Source organism: Blattabacterium sp. (Blatta orientalis) str. Tarazona (assembly GCF_000334405.1).
Classification (GTDB): Bacteria; Bacteroidota; Bacteroidia; order Flavobacteriales; family Blattabacteriaceae; genus Blattabacterium.
In genome coordinates, this window is sequence record NC_020195.1 from 593,324 (window position 1) to 613,612 (window position 20,289).

Annotated in this window: 15 protein-coding genes; 3 read left to right on the forward strand and 12 right to left on the reverse strand. The window is 27.3% G+C overall.

The features are described 5' to 3' along the window. Window positions 1-2 precede the first annotated feature (2 nt). On the reverse strand, window positions 3-1,229 hold the full coding sequence (gene sucC, locus BLBBOR_RS02935) for an ADP-forming succinate--CoA ligase subunit beta (protein ID WP_015370946.1): 1,227 nt from the start codon (window positions 1,227-1,229) through the stop codon (window positions 3-5). Window positions 1,230-1,332: 103 nt separating this feature from the next. Between sucC and BLBBOR_RS02940 the strand changes: the two genes are divergently transcribed. The 3 genes from BLBBOR_RS02940 (at window position 1,333) to BLBBOR_RS02950 (ending at window position 3,228) form a co-directional block, all read left to right on the forward strand. Continuing rightward, window positions 1,333-2,001, forward strand: coding sequence for an ABC transporter ATP-binding protein (locus BLBBOR_RS02940; RefSeq protein ID WP_015370947.1), 669 nt, complete (start codon window positions 1,333-1,335; stop codon window positions 1,999-2,001). A gap of 14 nt (window positions 2,002-2,015) precedes the next feature. Next, a complete protein-coding gene (locus tag BLBBOR_RS02945; RefSeq protein ID WP_015370948.1) occupies window positions 2,016-2,675 on the forward strand; it encodes an alpha/beta hydrolase in 660 nt (219 codons plus the stop codon). A 184-nt stretch (window positions 2,676-2,859) separates the two neighbouring features. Further along, complete coding sequence (locus BLBBOR_RS02950) at window positions 2,860-3,228, forward strand: hypothetical protein (protein ID WP_235043219.1); 369 nt, start codon at window positions 2,860-2,862, stop codon at window positions 3,226-3,228. A gap of 29 nt (window positions 3,229-3,257) precedes the next feature. On the opposite strand, the gene odhB is transcribed toward BLBBOR_RS02950, so the two are convergent. From odhB to BLBBOR_RS03010, 11 genes are all read right to left on the reverse strand, one after another. After that, window positions 3,258-4,472, reverse strand: a complete 1,215-nt coding sequence (gene odhB, locus BLBBOR_RS02955) for a 2-oxoglutarate dehydrogenase complex dihydrolipoyllysine-residue succinyltransferase (protein WP_015370950.1) — start codon at window positions 4,470-4,472, stop codon at window positions 3,258-3,260. A gap of 14 nt (window positions 4,473-4,486) precedes the next feature. Further along, window positions 4,487-7,267, reverse strand: a complete 2,781-nt coding sequence (locus BLBBOR_RS02960; RefSeq protein WP_015370951.1) for a 2-oxoglutarate dehydrogenase E1 component — start codon at window positions 7,265-7,267, stop codon at window positions 4,487-4,489. 48 nt (window positions 7,268-7,315) lie between these two features. Further along, window positions 7,316-9,979, reverse strand: a complete 2,664-nt coding sequence (gene alaS, locus BLBBOR_RS02965; RefSeq protein ID WP_015370952.1) for an alanine--tRNA ligase — start codon at window positions 9,977-9,979, stop codon at window positions 7,316-7,318. A 3-nt stretch (window positions 9,980-9,982) separates the two neighbouring features. Beyond that, window positions 9,983-10,786: a 1-acyl-sn-glycerol-3-phosphate acyltransferase gene (locus BLBBOR_RS02970; protein WP_015370953.1), complete on the reverse strand. Its 804-nt coding sequence runs from the start codon at window positions 10,784-10,786 to the stop codon at window positions 9,983-9,985. Window positions 10,787-10,796: 10 nt separating this feature from the next. Then, on the reverse strand, window positions 10,797-13,955 hold the full coding sequence (gene ccsA / locus BLBBOR_RS02975) for a cytochrome c biogenesis protein CcsA (RefSeq protein WP_015370954.1): 3,159 nt from the start codon (window positions 13,953-13,955) through the stop codon (window positions 10,797-10,799). Between the two features lie 47 nt (window positions 13,956-14,002). Then, window positions 14,003-14,767 (reverse strand): MBL fold metallo-hydrolase, encoded by a 765-nt coding sequence (locus tag BLBBOR_RS02980; RefSeq protein ID WP_015370955.1) that lies wholly within the window; start codon window positions 14,765-14,767, stop codon window positions 14,003-14,005. 16 nt (window positions 14,768-14,783) lie between these two features. After that, complete coding sequence (gene recA, locus BLBBOR_RS02985) at window positions 14,784-15,785, reverse strand: recombinase RecA (RefSeq protein ID WP_015370956.1); 1,002 nt, start codon at window positions 15,783-15,785, stop codon at window positions 14,784-14,786. Between the two features lie 52 nt (window positions 15,786-15,837). Further along, window positions 15,838-16,926 carry a lytic transglycosylase domain-containing protein gene (locus BLBBOR_RS02990; protein ID WP_015370957.1) on the reverse strand — a complete coding sequence of 363 codons (1,089 nt, stop codon included), beginning with the start codon at window positions 16,924-16,926 and terminating at the stop codon, window positions 15,838-15,840. 54 nt (window positions 16,927-16,980) lie between these two features. Then, window positions 16,981-17,169: a twin-arginine translocase TatA/TatE family subunit gene (locus BLBBOR_RS02995; protein ID WP_015370958.1), complete on the reverse strand. Its 189-nt coding sequence runs from the start codon at window positions 17,167-17,169 to the stop codon at window positions 16,981-16,983. A 74-nt stretch (window positions 17,170-17,243) separates the two neighbouring features. Further along, a complete protein-coding gene (locus BLBBOR_RS03000) occupies window positions 17,244-18,257 on the reverse strand; it encodes a sugar phosphate nucleotidyltransferase (RefSeq protein WP_015370959.1) in 1,014 nt (337 codons plus the stop codon). Between the two features lie 451 nt (window positions 18,258-18,708). Continuing rightward, complete coding sequence (locus BLBBOR_RS03010; protein ID WP_235043222.1) at window positions 18,709-20,199, reverse strand: lipopolysaccharide biosynthesis protein; 1,491 nt, start codon at window positions 20,197-20,199, stop codon at window positions 18,709-18,711. Window positions 20,200-20,289: the final 90 nt, after the last annotated feature.

Below are 20,289 nucleotides of genomic sequence, written 5' to 3' on the forward strand. Positions count from 1 at the left end.
ATCTAAATCATTAAAATTTTTTTTATTCTATAAGCTGCCTCTTTTAAAGTGGATGTGTAATAAATAGGCAATTGACTATTTTCAAGTCTTTTTTTTGCGATCATTTCATTGGTTCCTTGCAAACGAACAATTACCGGGATTTTAATTTTATGATCAATTTTACGATATGAGTTAATAATTCCTTCTGCAACTGTATCACAACGAACAATTCCTCCGAAAATATTTATGAATATCGCCTTTACAGATGGATCTTTCAAGATAATTCGAAACGCTTTTTCAACACGCTCTTTATCAGCAGATCCCCCTATATCTAAAAAATTAGATGGATTTCCTCCACAAGATTGAATCATATCCATGGTAGCCATAGCTAATCCAGCTCCATTTACCATACATCCTACATTTCCTTCTAATTTTAAAAAATTTAATTTTGCTTCAAAAGCTTCTATTTCAACAGGATTTTCTTCTTTTTGATCACGAAAATTAGCATATTTTTTTTGACGAAATAACGCATTATCATCCAAAACCATCTTTGTGTCTACCGCCACAATTTGATGATCAAAAGTTCGAATTAAAGGATTAATTTCCAATAATAAGGCGTCACAAGATAAATAAGCATTGTATAGAGAAATTAAAAATTTTATGAAATCTTTTAGAACTTCTTCATTTAATCCTAAATTATATCCAATTTTTCTGACTTGAAATAACTGCAAACCCAAAAATGGATCTATTTCTTCTAGAAAGATTTTATCTGGACGTTTCTTAGATAGATCTTCTATATCTATTCCTCCTTCTTTAGAATAGAGAATAACATTTTTTTCTATATCACGGTTTACTAATATCGATAAATAATATTCTTTAGGAGAAGAAAAAGAATTTTTCATTGTTTTCCCCTTCCTATTAGGAGTAGAATAGACATCATCGGAGATGAGTATTTTTCGTACTAATTTTCCTTTTTTAGAAGTTTGTGGAGTAATCAAATACTTTCCTAAAAGGTTTTTTGATTTTTCATATACCTCTTCCAAAGATTTGGCTATTTGTATTCCTCCTCCTTTTCCACGACCACCTGCATGTATTTGTGCTTTAATGACTAAAGAATTTTTATTAGTTTTTTTGAAGATTATTTTTGCAGCCTGAACTGCCTCTTCTGGAGTAGAAACCAAAACTCCATCAGGGATCTTAACAGAAAAAGATCTTAATATTTCCTTTCCTTGGAATTCATGTAAATTCATTTAAAAAAGTTTTTACAAGTAAATTTAAACTAAAATTCGTTTATTTTTGAAACGTTTTTTCAATTTCTTAATAAGAAGATTTATAAATTTATAGAAAAACTTTATGGTTCAAGCTGAAAACATTTACAAATCTTTTGGAAAAAAAGAGATTTTGATAGGGATCAATATTATAGTAAAAAAAGGAAATATAGTATGCATATTAGGGGAATCTGGAGCTGGAAAAAGTACATTATTGCATATATTGGGAACTCTAGAAAAACCTACTTTCAAAAAAAGGAAAAACTGTTTTAAAATAGATGGAGAAAACGTCCTATCCTTATCGGAAAAAAAGCTCTCCATTATTAGAAATGAAAAAATCGGTTTTGTTTTTCAATCTCCTCAACTTCTTCCTGAATTTACAGCATTAGAAAATGTTTGTTTACCAAGATTTATAAAAATCAAAGATAGAGAACATGTAAAAAAAAAGCGAAAAATTATTAAAAAATTGCATCTTTCTCCATATGAAAATTCAAAACCTGAGGAATTGTCTGGAGGTCAAAAACAAAGATTATCAGTAGCAAGAGCATTAATTAATGATCCTAAAGTTATTTTTGCGGATGAGCCTTCCGGAAATCTAGATTTAAAAAATGCTAAAGATCTACACGATCTCTTTTTCTCTCTAAGAGAAGAATTAGAACAAACTTTTTTAATTGTAACACATAATCTTCAATTAGCTGATATGGCAGATGAAAAACTAAAAATAAAAAATGGAAAACTGAATAAAATTCAGTAAAAAAAATAAAAAAAATGCTTTTAAATAAACTTTCTATTAAACATATTATAAAAAAACCAATAAATAAAAAAAATTATCCTACTCTTTTTTTAATGATTCACGGATATGGAAGTAATGAAAAGGATCTTTTTTCCTTGCATAAGGATATTCCAGAAAAATTTTTTATAATCAGTATTCAAGGGCTATATCCCATGAGTAAAGAAAAATATTCATGGTATAACATTGATTTTCAAGATCAAAAAAAATTTATCAATATTTCACAAGCTAAAGATACAATTGAAAAAATATCTTTTTTTATAGATGAAGCCATTGAAGAATATAAATTAAACAAAAATAAGGTATGGTTATGCGGATTTAGTCAAGGAGCCATTTTAAGTTATGCTATCGCTTTAAAAAAAGTTAATCAGGTAAAAAGGGTTATAGCTTTAAGTGGCTATTTCGAAGAAAATCTTTTCCCAAAAGAAGAAATATGTGAAGATTCTTATGCAGATTTAAAATTTTTTATTTCTCATGGAAAATATGATACTATTATTCCTATCCATTGGGTGAAAAAAGGTTTGTCTTTTCTTAAGAATCGTCAAATCCTTTCTTTACACTATAAAGAATATGATTCTGGACATGTCCTATGTGATTCTAATTATCAGGATTTAATTAATTGGATTAAAAAACATTAAGATCATGAAAAAATATACAAAAGTAGTTTTATTTTTGATAATGATAATAGGTAGTATTTATTTTTTTTTGCAGAAAAATTACTTCTATGGAGTAATTTTTTTATTATTAAGTTTTTTTCCTGTTTTTTTCCTTTTCAGAAATGAATTTTTGTTATTGGCCTTTTTTAAAATAAAAAAAAGAGATATGAAAGGTTTAAAAAAGTATTTGAAATATGTAAAAAATCCAAAATTACAACTAGTGAAAAGTCAACTAGCTTATTACTATTTTCTTCATGGAATTCTATATTCAGAATCTGATATATATCAATCAGAAAACTATATGCAAAAGGCTCTAGATCTTGGATTAAAATTTAAACAAAATATAGCTATAGCTAAATTAAATATAGCCATAGCTTCTTTATCAAAAGGGAATAAAAAAAAAGCTGAATTATTATTATTGGAAGCAAAAAAAACGGATATTCATGGTTTATTACATGAACAGATTCAGATCATAAAAATCCAAATGAAAAAAATGAATATAGGAAATAGGCAAAATCCATTTATCAGAATCTGATATTTTTATCTAATAAAAGTTCCTATCTTTTATAATTCCAATACTCTATGAATGTTATTTTCACTTCCTTCCATTAAAAATTTTATTGGATTTTCTATTGCTTCTTTGACAGAAACTAAAAATCCAACAGATTCTCTTCCATCAATGATTCTATGATCATAAGATAAAGCCAGATACATTACAGGACGTATTTCTATTGACCTATTAATAACCACAGGTCTTTCTACTACTTTATGAATTCCTAAAATAGCACTTTGTGGCGGATTTATTATTGGAGTAGATAGCATAGACCCAAATACTCCACCATTAGTGATAGTAAAAGTTCCACCAGTCATTTCATTTATAGAAATTTTTCCATTACGAACACGTGTAGATAATCTATGAATTTCCTTTTCTATTCCACGAAAGGATAGATTTTCAGCATTTCTAATAACAGGGACCATTAGTCCTTTAGGTCCAGATATAGCAACACTAATATCATAATATTCAAAATTAATCTTTTCTGATCCACTAATCATAGCATTAACATCTGGATATAATTTTAATGCTCTCACACAAGAGAGAGTAAAAAAAGACATGAAACCTAAATTAACTCCATGTTTTTCCTTAAAAATATTTTTATATTTTTTCCTTATAATAAAAATTTCCTGCATATCCACCTCATTAAAAGTGGTCAGCATGGCCGTTTGATTTTTTACAGATACCAATCTTTCAGATAGTTTTCTTCTTAAAGAAGAAAGAGGAGTGATTTTTTTTTCACGAGACCTATAAGTAGGGAGACCTTCTTCTTCAGGAGTAGAAGATTCAGTAATAAGAATACAATCTTTTTTTGTAATTCTTCCCTGTTTACCAGTTCCGTGAATAAATTCTATGGAAATATCTTTTTCTGATAATATTTTTTTAGATGCTGGAGAAGGTATTTTTTTTATTATATCCTGTTTTTTTGGAATTTTTTCTTCATGAAAATCTAGATTTTTATAATTTTCATTGTTTTCAATGGTTCTTTTTTTAGAAGTGTCTATAATACATAAAATATCCCCAACTTGTATTCTTTTTCCTTTTTCTACCATTAAGGAAATCACCCCATTTTCTTCCGAAGAAATTTCTAAAGTAGCCTTATCTGAATCTATTTCAGCTATTATTTGATTTTTAGATACGTAATCTCCATCTTTGACAAACCATGAGGCAACCTCTACCTCTGTAATAGATTCTCCTGGAGAAGGGACCTTTACTTTGATTATCATTATTTTTTTTTTAATTATAAAAAAGCCTTTTCCAATAGGTTATTTTGAATTTTCAAAAAATCTGGATAAGATCCTGTAGATGGACTAGAACTTTCAGATGGAGCAATTAATTTAAAAGGAAAATCTTTTCCTATTTTTCTGAAAATAAAACTCCAGAATCCCATATTTTCTGGTTCTTCTTGGACCCAAAAAATGCTTTTCTTGTTTTTATACTTATTAAATAACTCTTGAATTTTATCCTTTTTTAAAGGATATATTTGTTCTATACGAATTATAGCAGTTTTTTCATCTCTGAGGAATTCTTTTTTCTTTAGGAGATCATAATATATTTTTCCAGAGCATAAAATCAATTTTGTGATTTTTTCAATATCTCCTATATCCGAAGGATCATCCAAAATTTCTTGAAATTCTCCTTCAGAAAGTTCTTCCATTTTTGATAGACATTTCGGATGACGAAGCAAACTTTTAGGTGTAAAAACTATAAGTGGTTTTCTAAAATTTAACTTCATTTGTCGTCTCAAAAGATGATAAAAATTAGCAGGAGTGGTACAATTAACCACAAATAAATTATTATTAGCACAAAGTTGTAGATAACGTTCTACACGTGCAGAGGAATGTTCTGGACCTTGTCCTTCATATCCATGAGGAAGGAACATCACTATTCCATTTCTAACTTTCCACTTATTTTCTCCAGAGGAAATATACTGATCTATAATAATTTGTCCTCCATTTCCAAAATCACCAAATTGAGCTTCCCATAAAGTTAAAGTATAGGGAGAATACATAGCGTATCCATAATCAAATCCTAAAACTCCATATTCGGAAAGCGGAGAATTATACACTTGCATTTTTCCTTGCCCCACACGAATCCTATTCAACAGAAGAATTTCTTCTTCTTCTTCTTCTGTTTTTATAATAACATGACGTTGAGAAAAAGTTCCTCTTCCTACATCTTCTCCTGATAAACGAATATGAAATCCTTCATATAAAATTGTTCCATAGGCTACTAATTCAGAAATACTCCAATCTACCAAATTTTTTTTTACCATTTCTAATCTTTGTTTGAAAAGATGTTCCGTTTTTCTAAAAAATTTTTTATTCTTAGGAAGAGTAAAAATTTTCTCAGAAATTTTTATAAGTTTTTCAATTGGAAATTGAGTATTTACTTTTTTAAAGATTTCATCTGTATTAGATACAATAGGAAAATTTTTCCATTCTTCTTCTAAAAAAGAGTTTAAAACATTCCATTTAATATTTTTTGCTTCATTATATCCTTTATTAAGAATTTCTTCATATTCTTTTTCCATCTTTTTGATTTCTCCCGTCCTAATCAATCCTTCTTTTTCTAATTTTTCTTTATACAAATTATATGAATTAGGATGTTTGGAAATAGCTTTATATAAAGTTGGTTGAGTAAAACGAGGTTCATCCCCTTCGTTATGTCCATATTTTCTATATCCCAATAAATCTATAAAAACATCTTCGTGATAATGCATTCTGAAATCTGCTGCAAAATGAATGGCATGAATAACAGATTCTATATCATCTGCATTCACATGCAAAACGGGAGATAGTACTATTTTTGCTATATCTGTACAATAAATGCTAGAACGACCTTCTGTATAATCAGTAGTGAACCCAATTTGATTGTTAATTACGATATGAATTGTTCCTCCAGTTTTATAACCTTTTAATCTAGATAATTGGATGACTTCATAAACAATTCCTTGACCTGATAAAGCGGCATCTCCATGAATAAGAATGGGGATTATTTTTTCTGAATTACTATTCTGATTATAGTTAATGTCTATTTTTGAACGAGTAATTCCTTCTACAATAGCATCTACAGATTCTAAATGAGATGGATTTGGGACTAGACTCATTTTTATATATCTTCCTTGACGAGTTTTTCTAAGTTTTGTAAAACCTAAATGATACTTAACATCACCAGAAAAGCTTTTTTCTTTATATTCTTTTCCCTGAAATTCGCTGAATATGTGAGAATAGTTTTTTTTAAAAAAGTTAGAAAGAAGGTTTAAACGTCCTCTGTGAGGCATTCCTATCACAAAATCTTCTGTGAAATATCTTTTGGAAGTATATTCAATCATTTCTTCCAATGCTGGTAATATAGATTCATTTCCTTCAATAGAAAATCTTTTTTGACCCACAAATTTAGTATGAACAAAATTTTCAAATGCAACTGCTTCATTTAATTTCCTCAGAAAAAATTTTTTCTTTTCTGCAGGAAATTCAAATTTTTCTTTTTGAAACCATTTTTCAATCCATTCAATTTTTTTAGGATCCGAAATGTGCATGTATTCTATCCCTATTGAATTGCAATAAATATTTTTGAGATGATTAATGATATTCCTTAAAGAATTTTTTCCTAGCCCAATTATTTTTCCAACTTCGAAATGAAGATCAAGCTCTTTTTCAGACAATCCAAAATTTTTTAAATCTAAAGAAGGATAATGTTTTCTTCTTTCTCGTATTGGATTTGTTTTGGTAAAGAAATGACCTCTTTTCCTATAATTTTGAATCAAATTATAAACTAAAAATTCTGTATGTACGGATGGCTGTGGGAGGAAATTATTTTTGTTTTTTTCTATCTGAATAGTAGTGGAAGTTGTTTTTTTTTCTTGAAGATACTGATAATTTTCTTCGTTAAAATCAAATCCATAAAAAAAAGCACACCAGCTAGGTTCTACTGAATTAGGATTTTCTTTATATTTTTTATAGAGAGATTCTATATCTTTAAAATGGATGGCATTTAAAAACGAATATCTATCACTCATACCATACAAAATTTTTCGCTAATTTAATAAACAATTTAACACAATCTATCAAAGATATCTAAAATATTTTAGATATTCTTTGGTTTTATTTAAAACTAAACTCAATCCATTTTGATTACTACCTATAGCCATGGCTAAAAAAGATTTTCCCCAATATTTTCCATGAATGTAATCCGACATTTTACGTATAATTTGGTTAGCATGAATATTTTTATTTTTGATGATATGATCGGAAATAGATATAAAAATTATTGGTTTTTTATCTTTTATAAATCCAACCACCATAAATAAATTAGATATTTCGTCTCGTAAATCTAAAATAATTTTCTTCAAAAGATTAAGATCAAAATCCTTTTCTTCAAAAGAAATATCACATATATATGTAATAGTAGGCAATTGAATAGCTTTCAAAAAATATTCTTTTTTGAAAATTTTTATTTGTTGAAATTTGAATTTTTCCAGTTCTTTTTTTAGTTTTTTATTTTGGTTTTGTAAACTAAAGATGCTTTTTATTGTAGATTCTGTATTATTCAGAATTTTTCTCAAAGATTTCTCTTGAAAATGAATAGACTTTAAATATTGAATGGCTTTTTCGGAAGTGAAAGCTTTTATTCTTCGTATTCCATGCGATACAGATAACTCAGAAACAATGGAAAAAACTTGAATAGATCCAGTATTCTTTACATGTGTTCCAATGCATAATTCAGAAGAATCACCAAAAGTAATCCCACGTACTTTTTTTTCATATTTTTCGTAAAATATCCCACTGTATCCTTTTTTTATTGCTTCTTGTAAAGGAAGAGATCGTCTTTCTTCTAGAGGAAGATTTGAGAAAATTAATTTTTGAACCATTTCTTCTATTTGGAACAATTCTTCAATAGTTATTTTTTTAGGATGTGAAAAATCAAAACGAAGGTAATCCTCTCCTACATAAGATCCTTTTTGTTGAATATGTTCTCCTAAAACTTTTTTCATAGAAAAATGTAATAAATGAGTAGAGGTATGATTTTTTTCAATTTTTTTTCTTCTATTTTTATTTACAAAAGCTTGAAAACGAGAATAAATATTTACAGGGAGCTTTCGAACAATATGTCTAATAATAGAATTTTCTTTTTTAGTTTGTTCAATGAAAATTTTTTCAAGATCATTTTTTATAAAACCAGTATCTCCTAATTGCCCCCCCCCTTCAGGATAAAAAGGTGTTTTTGAAAAAACTAATTCGTAATAATGATTTTCCTTAATTTTATCCTCTATTTTTCTATATTGAATAATAAGAATATGACATTCTAAAAAATCATATCCTATAAAATTATTTTTTTCACTGAAAAACTGATTGCTATGAACTTTTATCCAGTCATTTTTTATGATGATATTTTTTTTCTTGTGAGATTTTTCTTTTTGTTTTAATAATCTTTTTTCAAATGATTTTTCATCGATATATAAGTTATTTTTTTCTGCAAAAAATTTAGACAATTTTAATGGAAATCCATAAGTATCATATAATTGAAATAGACTCCCCCCATCAAGAACTTTTTGATTTCTTTCTTTAGCTTTTAGGATTATATGTTGAATCCTTTCATAACCTTTTTCAAGGACTTGAAAAAAAGAAGATTCTTCTTTTTTTATGACATTTTGTATGTAATCTTTTTTCTTTTCCAATTCAGGAAAAGAATTTTTCATTCTCCTAACCAAAGAATCCACAAATTTATAAATAAAAGGTTCTTTTTGATATAAAAAACGAGTAACATAGATAACCGCTCTTCTTAATAATCTTCTTATTACATAGCCAGCTCCATTATTCGATGGTAATTGTCCATCGGAAATAGAAAAAACAATAGCTCTTAAATGATCTGCGACAATACGTATAGATATATCTTGGTTAAATTCTTCTTTATAAATTCCTCCTAAAGATTCTTTTATGTCTCTAATTATTGGAAAAAATATATCCGTATCATAACTAGAAAATTTTTCTTGCAAAACCATACAGAGTCTTTCCAATCCCATTCCAGTATCTACATGTTTTGTAGAAAGTTTTTCTAATGTTCCATCTGACCTTCTATAAAATTCTATAAAAACGAGGTTCCAAATTTCTATAACTTTAGGGTTTCTTTTATTAATCAGATACTTACCAGGAATTTTTTCTTTTTCTTCTTTATTTCGAAGATCTATATGAATTTCAGAACAAGGACCGCAAGGACCTATAGCCCCCATTTCCCAAAAATTTTCTTCTTTTCCAAAAAAAACAATATTTTCTCTATTTATAAAAGTTTTCCAATGTTGGAAAGTTTCTTTGTCCATAGATAGACCTTCTTTTTCATCTCCAATAAAAATGGATATATAAAGATTCTTCTCTGGAATATTATATACTTTTGTCAAAAGTTCCCAAGCCCATTCTATGGTTTCTTTTCTAGAATAATCTCCAAAAGACCAATTTCCTAACATTTCAAACATAGTATGATGATAGTTATCATGTCCAACATTTTCTAAATCATTGTGTTTTCCAGAAACTCGAAGACATTTTTGAACGTTTACAATTCGTGTATATTCCGGTTTTATATATCCTAAAAAATATTCCTTGAAAGGATTCATCCCTGCATTAATAAATAAAAGTGTAGGATCGTCTTTTAAATAAATAGGAAAAGAGGGAATAATTTTATGTTTTTTATTTTGAAAAAAATCCAGAAAAGTGTCTCTTATATATTCGTATTTCATGGTTTAACTGATTGTGATGGATTGGGTTTTATTTCTATATTTTGGAGATTGTTCTATAGCATCCATAATTTTTTCCATAATCATATCAGTAGTATCATTTTTCAAATCCCATTTTATGGGAGCTTTAAAAATCATTTTCTGTAATACTCCCTTTTTTTTTATTCTAATTCCTTTTTTATCATAAGCTTTCTGAAATCCATCTAAAACAATAGGAACCACTATAGGGGTAAATTTTCTTATAACATGAACAATTCCTCTACGTCCAGGTGCAAAAGCTTTAGTAGTTCCTTGAGGAAAAGTAATTAACCATCCGTCGTCTAAAGCAGTTCCCATACGAGTTATTTCAGATATATCTACTGTCCTATTTATTTTTTTATTTCCCTCTCTCCATGTTCTCTTTACAGTGACGCATCCTGAATAAGTAAACAATCTTGTAAGAAAACCCTTATTCATTGTTTCTTTAGCCGCTACGTAGTATAGATTAACTTTTGGATCTAAAAGATAAATAGGATTTTTGATTGTATTTATAAATCCATTTTTAACACTGCAAAATACATGAAACATGGCGAAAACATCTGCAAAATAGGTTTGATGATTAGAAACAAAAAGAACTCTTTTATCAGGAAGATCTTTAATGTATTCTGTTCCCTTTAATTGTAATTGATTAAATCCATTATAACGGTTATAAGAAATACAACCAAAAGTGAAAATTAAAAAACGTTTTATGAAATGTAAATTTCCAAACGCATCTCTGAATAGAGTGCTTCCCTTTTTTTCAATGTTTTCTTTTTTTTTTACTTTTAACATGAAAGGATATTCATAACTTTTCTATTTTTTTCGTATTACTAAACTTATTTGAATAATAATACGAAAGAATTGTAATGATTGCTAAAATCAGTAAACTATAGTAAATCCAAAAAGGAATAGAAACTGGTTCTCCTCTAGCGTAAGAATGTAATCCGGATAGATAATAATTTACTCCAAAATAAGTCATGATAATGGAACTTATTGCTAAAATACTGGAAAGATTGAAAGAAAATCCGCCTATAATACCTGGAACTAAACGCATATGTAATACAAATGCGTAAACCATAATACTAATGAGAGACCAAGTTTCTTTTGGATCCCAACTCCAATAACGTCCCCAGCTATTGTTAGCCCAAACAGCTCCTAAAAAAGTTCCTATAGTTAACAAAAAAAGTCCTATGGTCAAACTCATCTCATTAATAATAGTTAATTTATCAATATGAATTTGAATTTTTTTCTTATACGTGATCCTAGGATGGACTCCTTTTAGGATATATAAAATTAAAACTAAAAACCCTAGAAATGATCCTGTAAAGAAAAAACCATAGCTTGATGTTATTATAGCTACATGAATAATCAACCAGTGTGATTTTAAAACAGGAACAAGATTTGTTATTTCTGGATCCATAGTATCTCCATGTGCTGCTACCATTAACAAAATAGATGCAATTAATGCTGTCACTCCTGATACAAATTGATTCCGATAAAACAAAAAACCTATCCCCACTAAACACCAACTAATGAAAATAGACGATTCATATCCATTGCTCCATGGAGCATGTCCAGAAATGTACCATCTAGAAATCAAACCTAAAAATTCAAAAAAAAATAGAATAGATAAAATAAAAATGAAAATTTTGGAAATCCAATATAGGTATTGTCTTTGAAAAAAAATTCTTATAAAAGAAATTGTAAGAATAATTGTTCCAACTAATGCATAAAAAAAAGGTAAAAAATAAAATATATTCAATCGATTATAAAGAATTTCTATGGATATTTTTTTTTCTGAAGGTAAAATAGGTTTAGCATGCCTAATCTGATATAATCGTATTTTTTTTATCTCATTATCTGCTAGGTTCCAATTTTTTTCGTTCTGTGCATGAAACAAAGATCTAAGATAATTGTTGAACATATAGAATCCAATAGAATTTAAATTGTTTGAATCCAATCTAACCCAACTAGACCATGTATGATTCATATCATTTGGAATAGGGAAAATACGAATATATCTTCCCTGAAAAATCCCATGAATGATACCTATCCGTTCACTAAGATTAATAACCGCTTTGTCATATTCATTTCTTTGAATGGGATTTTTAGAGAAAGCTTTTTCATAATCTTCTTGTAAAAGAAACTTTAATTTTGAGGTATTGGAATCTATCACATATAGATCCATCATAGACACATAATTATCTTTATTGGCTTTTACTTTAGTCAAAAACTTAGGTCCGCCTTTTTCATCCACTTTAATAAAAGGGATTTTTGTCCAAAAAATATTATCTTGATGTATAGATATCAACCATTGATTCGCATCTAAGTTTTCTATAGAACTTTTTTTATGTATCTTCCTGAGGAGTTCTATTGCAAGAGTATGAATTGGTTTTATTCTTCCCCTGTTATCTTGTACAAGTAAACGTCCAAAGTTTTCGCCATGTTTTTTAGGAATGTGTATGTTCTCAGATATGCTTTCTAAAGGGATTTTTTTGAATTCTTCATGAGCAAAAATGAAATTACTACTAATCCACAGAAAGAATATAGTAGAAATTTTAGATAATACTTTCAACTTTTTTTTAAGATTACTAAATCTAGTTCCTTTCCAAAATAAAGTAAGAAACATTCCTATACTCATGAAAAAATAACCTGTATATGAGAGTGTACTACCTAAATAGTCTTTATTTACAGAAAAGTGCGTTCCTTTTCCGTCTGGGTCATATCCAGATTGAAAAAATCTGTATCCTTTGTAATTCAAAACATGGTTCATATAAATAAAAAAATTCTTATTTTTTTCCTTGTCCATTAATGTTACATGGCTAATAAAAAAAGATGGGAATTCAGAACCTGGGTAATTTTCTACCTGAAACTTATTTAATCGTAAAAAAAAAGGAAGATTGAATAAGATAGATCCATATCCTATAGAAATTTTGTGATTATTGAACCAGATAGGATCACTCATATCCGTGATATTTTTTCCTCCTAAAAAAGTTACTAATTTAGATTTATTTTGAAACGATATTTTGGCCGTAATAGCATCCAAAAAATTAGAATTTTCATCATCACATGATTTTGCATATTCTAATTTCCCTTTTATAATTCCTTCAGGAATCACCCAATGCAGTTTTCCATTTTTTTTCCTATTACTATTTTCTATTTGATATAAATGTTTTATCCTTAAAGGAGTATAAATATTTTTTAATAAAAAGGAAATCTTTTTATTCTTCATATTCATACTTTTTCCAAAAAAAGAAGATTTTACATAAAGTTGATTATTTTTTTCCAAGATTTGAATTCCAAAAGGAATTTCTCTATTAAGAGAAAATACTATTCCATTGATTTTTATTGTTTCTCCACTTTTAAGAAAATTTTCCGTTCTTTCTTTTTCATTTGTTGAAACAATTTTTAGAATTTTTTCTTCTGGAATTTTTTTCGAAAGAATGACTTTTGCACAAGGAATATAGTTGACAATTTTTATTTTTAAAATATTTCCCTGAAAAAAAAATTTTCTTTTATATCCATGATGAAAAGAAGAAAAAATATAAGGTTCTTGATAAAACCTGGTATGATTTCCTCTATGCACTTGCAATTTGATATAATTCTTTCTAGAAAGAATTTTTCCCTTCATCTCTCCTTCTCTTATAGACATCATTCCTTCAAAACTATAGTATCTGGAAATAATCCCTCCAATAAAAATAAATACAAATGATAAATGAAAAATAAATAAAGGAAATTTATTCTTTTTCCATAGTTTATATTTCCATATGTTTCCCATTAAATTTATTACAAATAATAACAGAAGACTTTCAAACCATACAGATTCATAAACGAATATCTTTGCTATATCTGTAGAATATTTTTTTTCTATGAAAGTGGCTATAGCCATAGAGAAAGCTAATAATAGAAACAAAATAGAAGTGATTCTTGTGGAAAAAAAAATATTTTTTAACGTTTGCATATTATTATTTTTTTCATAGAAACATAAAAAAAATTTCCGAACAGCAACTATTTAGTAATAATTAACCCATCATAAGCTAAATAAACATTTTTAGGTAATTGGGTTTGTACTTCCTCATGAAACCCTAGTAAATGACTAATATGAGTGAGGTAAGTTTTTTTAGGATTAATTTCTTGAATCATTTTCAATGAATCTGACAAAGTGAAATGAGATGAATGTTTCGGAATTTTTCTTAATACATTCAAAACCAAAATATCTAATCCTTTTAATTGTTGTATAGTATGAAAAGGAATCCGGCTAGCATCTGTAATATATGCAAAATCTTCTATGCGAAAACCTAAAATAGGAAGAGTTCCATGCCATATAGATAAAGGAAAAACTTTAAAATATTCTACAACGAAAAAATCCGTATAATCATCCAATTCGTGAATAGAAATTTTTGAAGTATTTAATTTTTTATTTTCCGAAAAAATATAATAAAATCGTTTCTTCAAACTTTCTAAAACACGACGCAATCCATAAACCGGAATAGGTTTTCCCCTATTAATAGATCTTATCTCATCTAACCCCCCTATGTGATCTTGATGCTCATGTGTAATCAAAATAGCGTCTAATTTTTGATGATGACTTCTTAACATTTGATAACGAAAATCTGGACTACAGTCTATCAGAAAAAATTTTTTTCCTTTTTCGATAAGAATAGAACTTCTAAGTCTTTTATCTTTTGGATTTTTAGAAAGACATACTGGATGTGTAGAACCAATAAGAGGAACCCCTTGTGAAGTCCCCGTGCCTAAAAAAGTAATTTTCATATTTTTTTAGAAGATTCTATTGAAGATACTGATTTATTATATTTTTTTGCATCTCATTGAGAATATTTTTTTTACCTTTTAAGAATTCTTTAACGGAATCCCGTCCTTGACCTAATTGAAGATCTCCGTAACTGAACCAAGATCCATTTTTTTTAATAATACCTAAATCTACCCCTAGATCTAGAATCTCTCCTATTTTAGAAATTCCTTCCCCGTATAGAAGATCGAATTCTGCCGTTTTAAAAGGAGGAGAAAGTTTGTTTTTTACTACTTTTACTTTTGTTCTATTTCCTAAAATTTTTTCTCCATTTTTAATTTGATTTCCTTTTCGAATATCCAATCGTATAGAAGAATAAAATTTTAAAGCATTCCCGCCGGTAGTAACTTCTGGATTTCCATATACTCCAATTTTTTCTCGTAATTGATTAATAAATATAAGAATACTCTTAGATTTTCCTATACTAGAAGTTAACTTTCTTAAAGCTTGAGACATTAATCTTGCTTGCAATCCAATTTTTGAATCTCCCATTTCTCCTTCAATTTCACTTTTAGGTGTTAAAGCAGCTACCGAATCCACTACGATCATATCAATCACACCAGATCTTATTAAATTATCTACAATTTCAAGTGCTTGTTCTCCATTATCTGGTTGAGAAATGATTAATTCTTTAATATTTACCCCTATTTTTTGGGCATAAACACAATCAAAAGCATGTTCTGCATCAATAAATCCTGCAAATCCTCCAATTTTCTGAGATTGTGTAATAGCATGTAAAGCTAAAGTAGTTTTTCCGGAAGATTCTGGTCCAAATATTTCTATAATACGACCTTTTGGAAATCCTTTTATACCTAAGGCGATATCCAATCCAATAGATCCAGAAGAAATAATTTCTAAGTTTTCTTTTTGAGAATCCCCCATCCGCATTACTGTTCCTTTCCCGTAGATCTTATCCATTTTATCTAAAACAAGTCTCAATGTCCTTTTTTTTTGTTCAAATCTTTCTTTTTTTTCGTTCATAATTTTTTAATATTAAATAAACGGAATTCTACATAACTATTCCACACTTTTATCAAAAATTAATTTTTCTTTTTTGAAAAAAACCTTCTCTTTCTCTCTCTTTAAAAAGAGAAATTTTGATTCTGGGCAATCTTAGAAAAAATTTTTCTCCAATAGGAATAATATCTACAAGATATTGTGGATTGAGAAATTTTAAATCTTGATAGGAAACATTTAATGCAGAAGATAAGGATCTTAAAGAGACTTTTTCTTTTATAGAGACTAATCCTGTCTCTTTATATTTAAGATGAAAACGTGAATAAGAAGGAATGTTATGTTCTTTGTAATAATTCATCACATAATTAATAGCAATGAATTTTGGAATATAATTTTTTGTCTCTTTTGGGAGAAATTCCCATAAACTCCAAAAGTCTTTTTTTTCTTTATGTCGTTGTATAATCTTTTCTATCGTCCCTGGTCCAGCATTATAGGCAGCTAAAACTAATTCCCAGTTTCCCATTTTATTATACAAGTGTTTAAAATATCTACAAGCTGCTTCTGTAGATTTAACAGGATCATTTCTTTCATCATAAATGTGATTGATATCTAAATGATAGATTTTTCCTGTTTCAGACATAAATTGCCAAATGCCTTGAGCACCAGCTTTAGATGTAATAGTGGAGTTTAGATTGGATTCTACAATGGCAATATATTTTAACTCTTTAGGAAGATGATAGGTTTCAAGTTTTTCTTCGAACATAGGGAAATAATAATCAGATAATGAAAGAATTTTTCCTATATATTTTCCCATTCGAAGATAACTCTCTACAGAAGCATGTATAATGGTGTTATATTTGAGTATTTTTATTTGAGATTTCTGATTAAGATTGTTTATTCTTGATCTTAGTTCCTCTGTTTCTATATTGGTAATAATGATATTTTTTTTATGTGAAATTTTTCTTCCAGATAAAGATTTTTTTTTTGGAAAAAAAATTTTTTTCCATAGATTTTCTATATAAATGTGATTTAAATCGAATTTCTTAATAGGAGCATTTTTATAATTCATTACACTTTTTTGTTCCACCAATGGTTTTGAGGCTGATTGTATAATCAGACTTTTTAAGATGAGTAGAAAAAACATAATATTTCTTATTGTTGTCATTATTAGTTGGTAAAAAGTGCTAATAAATAAACAAACAGAAAATGAAATAAAGTTCTATTCTTCTAAATTTTCGTTTTCAGAAGCCTTTCTGAACTCTTTCAATCCTGTACCTAATCCTTTCATTAATTCTGGTATTTTTTTACCACCGAAAAGTAAAAGTGCAAGAATAACAATGACCACAATTTCTGTGGTTCCAAATGTTCCAAGTAGTATAGTAAAAATAACAAAAAAACCCATGGACATGGAAATTTTATTCCAAATATAAAAAAATTATTTTTAATCAGATTTATACAGAAATTTTACCTGAAATTTTTGAACTAAAAATTTAAAATAGAATAATCTCCTAAATTAACTTTTTTTGTTTTTCCTATATAAGAAGTGTGATTCCCAATCATAGAATTAGAAATATTCGCATATATAATTTTTGTATGATCTTGAATAATTGATTTTTCAATATTACTATTTTTTATCTTCGTAAATTTTCCTATTGATACATAAGGACCAATGATACTATTTTCAATAGTAGTATTCTCACCTATAAAACAAGGTTTGATTATTACACTGTTTTTTATAATTGCTTTTTTGTGAATTAATTCTTCTTTTTTGGATTCAAGAGATAATATTTTAGAATTGGAAGAAATAATTTTTTTGGATTTCCAAAAATCCATCCATTCCTGAACTTCTTTACTAGAAAATGGAATCCCTTTCTTTCTCATATTTTCTAGGGCTGAAGTTAATTGATATTCTTTTTCATTTTTAATATTATGATCTAGTAGATATTGTAATTCTTGTTCTAAAAGAGAACTGTTTTTAAAATAATATATGCCAATAATAGCTAAATTAGATACATTATTTTTTGGTTTTTCCATAAAATGAGTAATTAAACCTGAGGGGGCGCATTTTACAATCCCAAATAAGTGAGGATTTTTAACTCTTTTTGTCCAGATGATATTATCTATTTTCGCATCTATTCGAAATTTTTCATGGTGAAATAAAGTATCAGAAAAAGCGATAATTATAGGTCCATTTAAAGACTTTTTTGCCTTAAGTAATGCGTCTGCAGTTCCTAGTGGTTTTTCCTGATAATATATAACACCAGGGAGTCCTATATCATTAGAAATTTTTATTAATTGTTTTTCTATTTTTTTTCCTAGATCTCCTATAATGAAAACTATTTCTTCTATCGAAAAAATTTCAATAAATCTAGAAAAACTTTCTATTAGTCTTTTCAAGATCGGTTTTCCTACAATAGGAATCAATGGTTTAGGAGTATTTAAAGTATGTGGACGGAGACGGCTTCCTTCTCCGGCCATAGGAATTATGATTTTCATAATCAAATGAAATAAGTTAGATCAAGATCCATTTTTTTATATTCCGGTACTTCCAAAACTATTTTCTCCTCTTATACTTTGATTGAGAATGGAGCATTTTTTCCACTTTATTTCATTTTTTTGATAAATTTCCATTATAGCTATTTTTTGATAAGGTTTAATGAGAATTGATTTTAAAGAAAGATTTATTATAACTATTTGTATTTCTCTATAGATATATTCATTTTTTACGGATTATTTTTTTTTTTCCGAAAAATGAATAAAAAAAATAGTTACAGTCTTTATTAATTTTCTTTTAATAAAAAATTTTTTCTTTTAAGTTTATAAAATTCAACATAAAGGCCCGTTGGGATTAATTTTCTTCCCAAGAAATTTATGTATATGGATTTCTCAATATTCGCTTCTAAAACGTATGAGTATTGATTATTTTTTTTATGCAAAATTTATTTTTCTATTTATTTTTTAAATTATTTTTTTCGAATAAGAAGACAATAATTACATACAAAAATTGTAAAAAAATGCTAATCTCTATCCTATTTTCATGATTAACCATATATCCCACTAAAAAAAGGGCAAATAATAAGTGAAGGACAATATTCCAAGTTTTTATGCAAAATTTAAGAAAATTTTTTTTCCCCCAAAAATATAGAACTAAAACCATACTTCCATAAGAAGCAAGTGTTCCCCAAGCAGGAATCATAAAACTGCTATGAGGAATTAGGATGAACACTATATTAAATAAAATGGTGATCAACACTCCTACTAAAGAGATATAAGTTCCAATAATAGGTTTATCTATAATTTTGTAGAAAATGGATAAATTTGTATATATCCCTAGAAATAGGTTTCCCATCATTACTATTGGAATAATAGAGATGGCGAGATGATATTTTTTATCAATTAAAAATTCTATAAGAATAGAAAGATTTCCACATATTAATACGTAAAATATTAAACCAAATATGATAAAGAAATAGGTAATTTTTCGTAAAATATTTTGCATCAGCATCTTCAGATTTTTTAAAAAAAAAGGTTCGATCCCTAATCGAAATGCACGAATATATAAACTCATAAAAGACGCTATTTTGTAACAAGCAGAATAGGCCCCATTTATTTCATCAGAAAGCCATCTTTTAATCAGAATTTTATCAAGATTTTCATTAATAGAAAAAGCTATAGTTCCAAGCATAATTGGAATTCCATAATTTAACATCTTTTTGGCAAGAATTTTATTAAACTTTTTTATGGTAACTTTTTTAAAAAGGATAGGCGTAATTAAAAGAAAATTGCTTAGAGATGAAATCATATTTGCAAAAAAAATGTAGCCTGTTTTATCTGTAAAAGAATTAACTAACTCAAAATAGAAGAAAAAAAGTATTTTTTGGGGATAAAAAGAAAACATATATATTATCATAGAGGATTGCAATAATATATTTATAACATTTATTGTAGTGTATTTTAAAGCCATTTCATTAGCACGAAGCCAAGCCATAGGAAGAATACAAATAGTGTCAAAAAATATAATTAAAAAAAACATGAAAAAATATTCTGGATGATTTTTATATCCAGCAATAGAAACTAAATATTTTATCGAATTAACTGAAAATATTAAAAAAAAGAAGTTATCAAAAATTGGACAAAAAGCCTGTTGAAAAACGACTTCCTTGTTGTGGTCTTTTTTAGATAGAAACCTGAAATAGGTATTTTCTAATCCAAAAGAAAGAAATCCTATGACTAGGAAGGATAGAGCATACATATCCGTATAAAGAGAAAATTCTTCTCTTCTTAAAGATTTCGTAAAAAATTTTAAAAAAGCATAATTAATAATCTTGGGAAAAATAGATCCTATAAAATAGATTATAGTTTGAATAACTAACTTCTTGTACAAATTCAATTTTTTTATCAAAATTCGGTTTCTAATTTCTGCTTTTTTTTTGTCCAATTTTTTATTTTTTTTATTGTATGAATTTTTTTATCCAGGAGATGAATATATAGTAAGTAATTATGAGTAAATTTGATGGAATCCTATATA

Bases quoted from the DNA above. Each gene is read 5' to 3' on its own strand.
- sucC (WP_015370946.1), bottom strand. From the start codon at position 1,229: ATGAATTTACATGAATTCCAAGGAAAGGAAATATTAAGATCTTTTTCT.
- BLBBOR_RS02940 (WP_015370947.1), top strand. From the start codon at position 1,333: ATGGTTCAAGCTGAAAACATTTACAAATCTTTTGGAAAAAAAGAGATT.
- BLBBOR_RS02945 (WP_015370948.1), top strand. From the start codon at position 2,016: ATGCTTTTAAATAAACTTTCTATTAAACATATTATAAAAAAACCAATA.
- BLBBOR_RS02950 (WP_235043219.1), top strand. From the start codon at position 2,860: ATGAAAGGTTTAAAAAAGTATTTGAAATATGTAAAAAATCCAAAATTA.
- odhB (WP_015370950.1), bottom strand. From the start codon at position 4,472: ATGATAATCAAAGTAAAGGTCCCTTCTCCAGGAGAATCTATTACAGAG.
- BLBBOR_RS02960 (WP_015370951.1), bottom strand. From the start codon at position 7,267: ATGAGTGATAGATATTCGTTTTTAAATGCCATCCATTTTAAAGATATA.
- alaS (WP_015370952.1), bottom strand. From the start codon at position 9,979: ATGAAATACGAATATATAAGAGACACTTTTCTGGATTTTTTTCAAAAT.
- BLBBOR_RS02970 (WP_015370953.1), bottom strand. From the start codon at position 10,786: ATGTTAAAAGTAAAAAAAAAAGAAAACATTGAAAAAAAGGGAAGCACT.
- ccsA (WP_015370954.1), bottom strand. From the start codon at position 13,955: ATGCAAACGTTAAAAAATATTTTTTTTTCCACAAGAATCACTTCTATT.
- BLBBOR_RS02980 (WP_015370955.1), bottom strand. From the start codon at position 14,767: ATGAAAATTACTTTTTTAGGCACGGGGACTTCACAAGGGGTTCCTCTT.
- recA (WP_015370956.1), bottom strand. From the start codon at position 15,785: ATGAACGAAAAAAAAGAAAGATTTGAACAAAAAAAAAGGACATTGAGA.
- BLBBOR_RS02990 (WP_015370957.1), bottom strand. From the start codon at position 16,926: ATGACAACAATAAGAAATATTATGTTTTTTCTACTCATCTTAAAAAGT.
- BLBBOR_RS02995 (WP_015370958.1), bottom strand. From the start codon at position 17,169: ATGTCCATGGGTTTTTTTGTTATTTTTACTATACTACTTGGAACATTT.
- BLBBOR_RS03000 (WP_015370959.1), bottom strand. From the start codon at position 18,257: ATGAAAATCATAATTCCTATGGCCGGAGAAGGAAGCCGTCTCCGTCCA.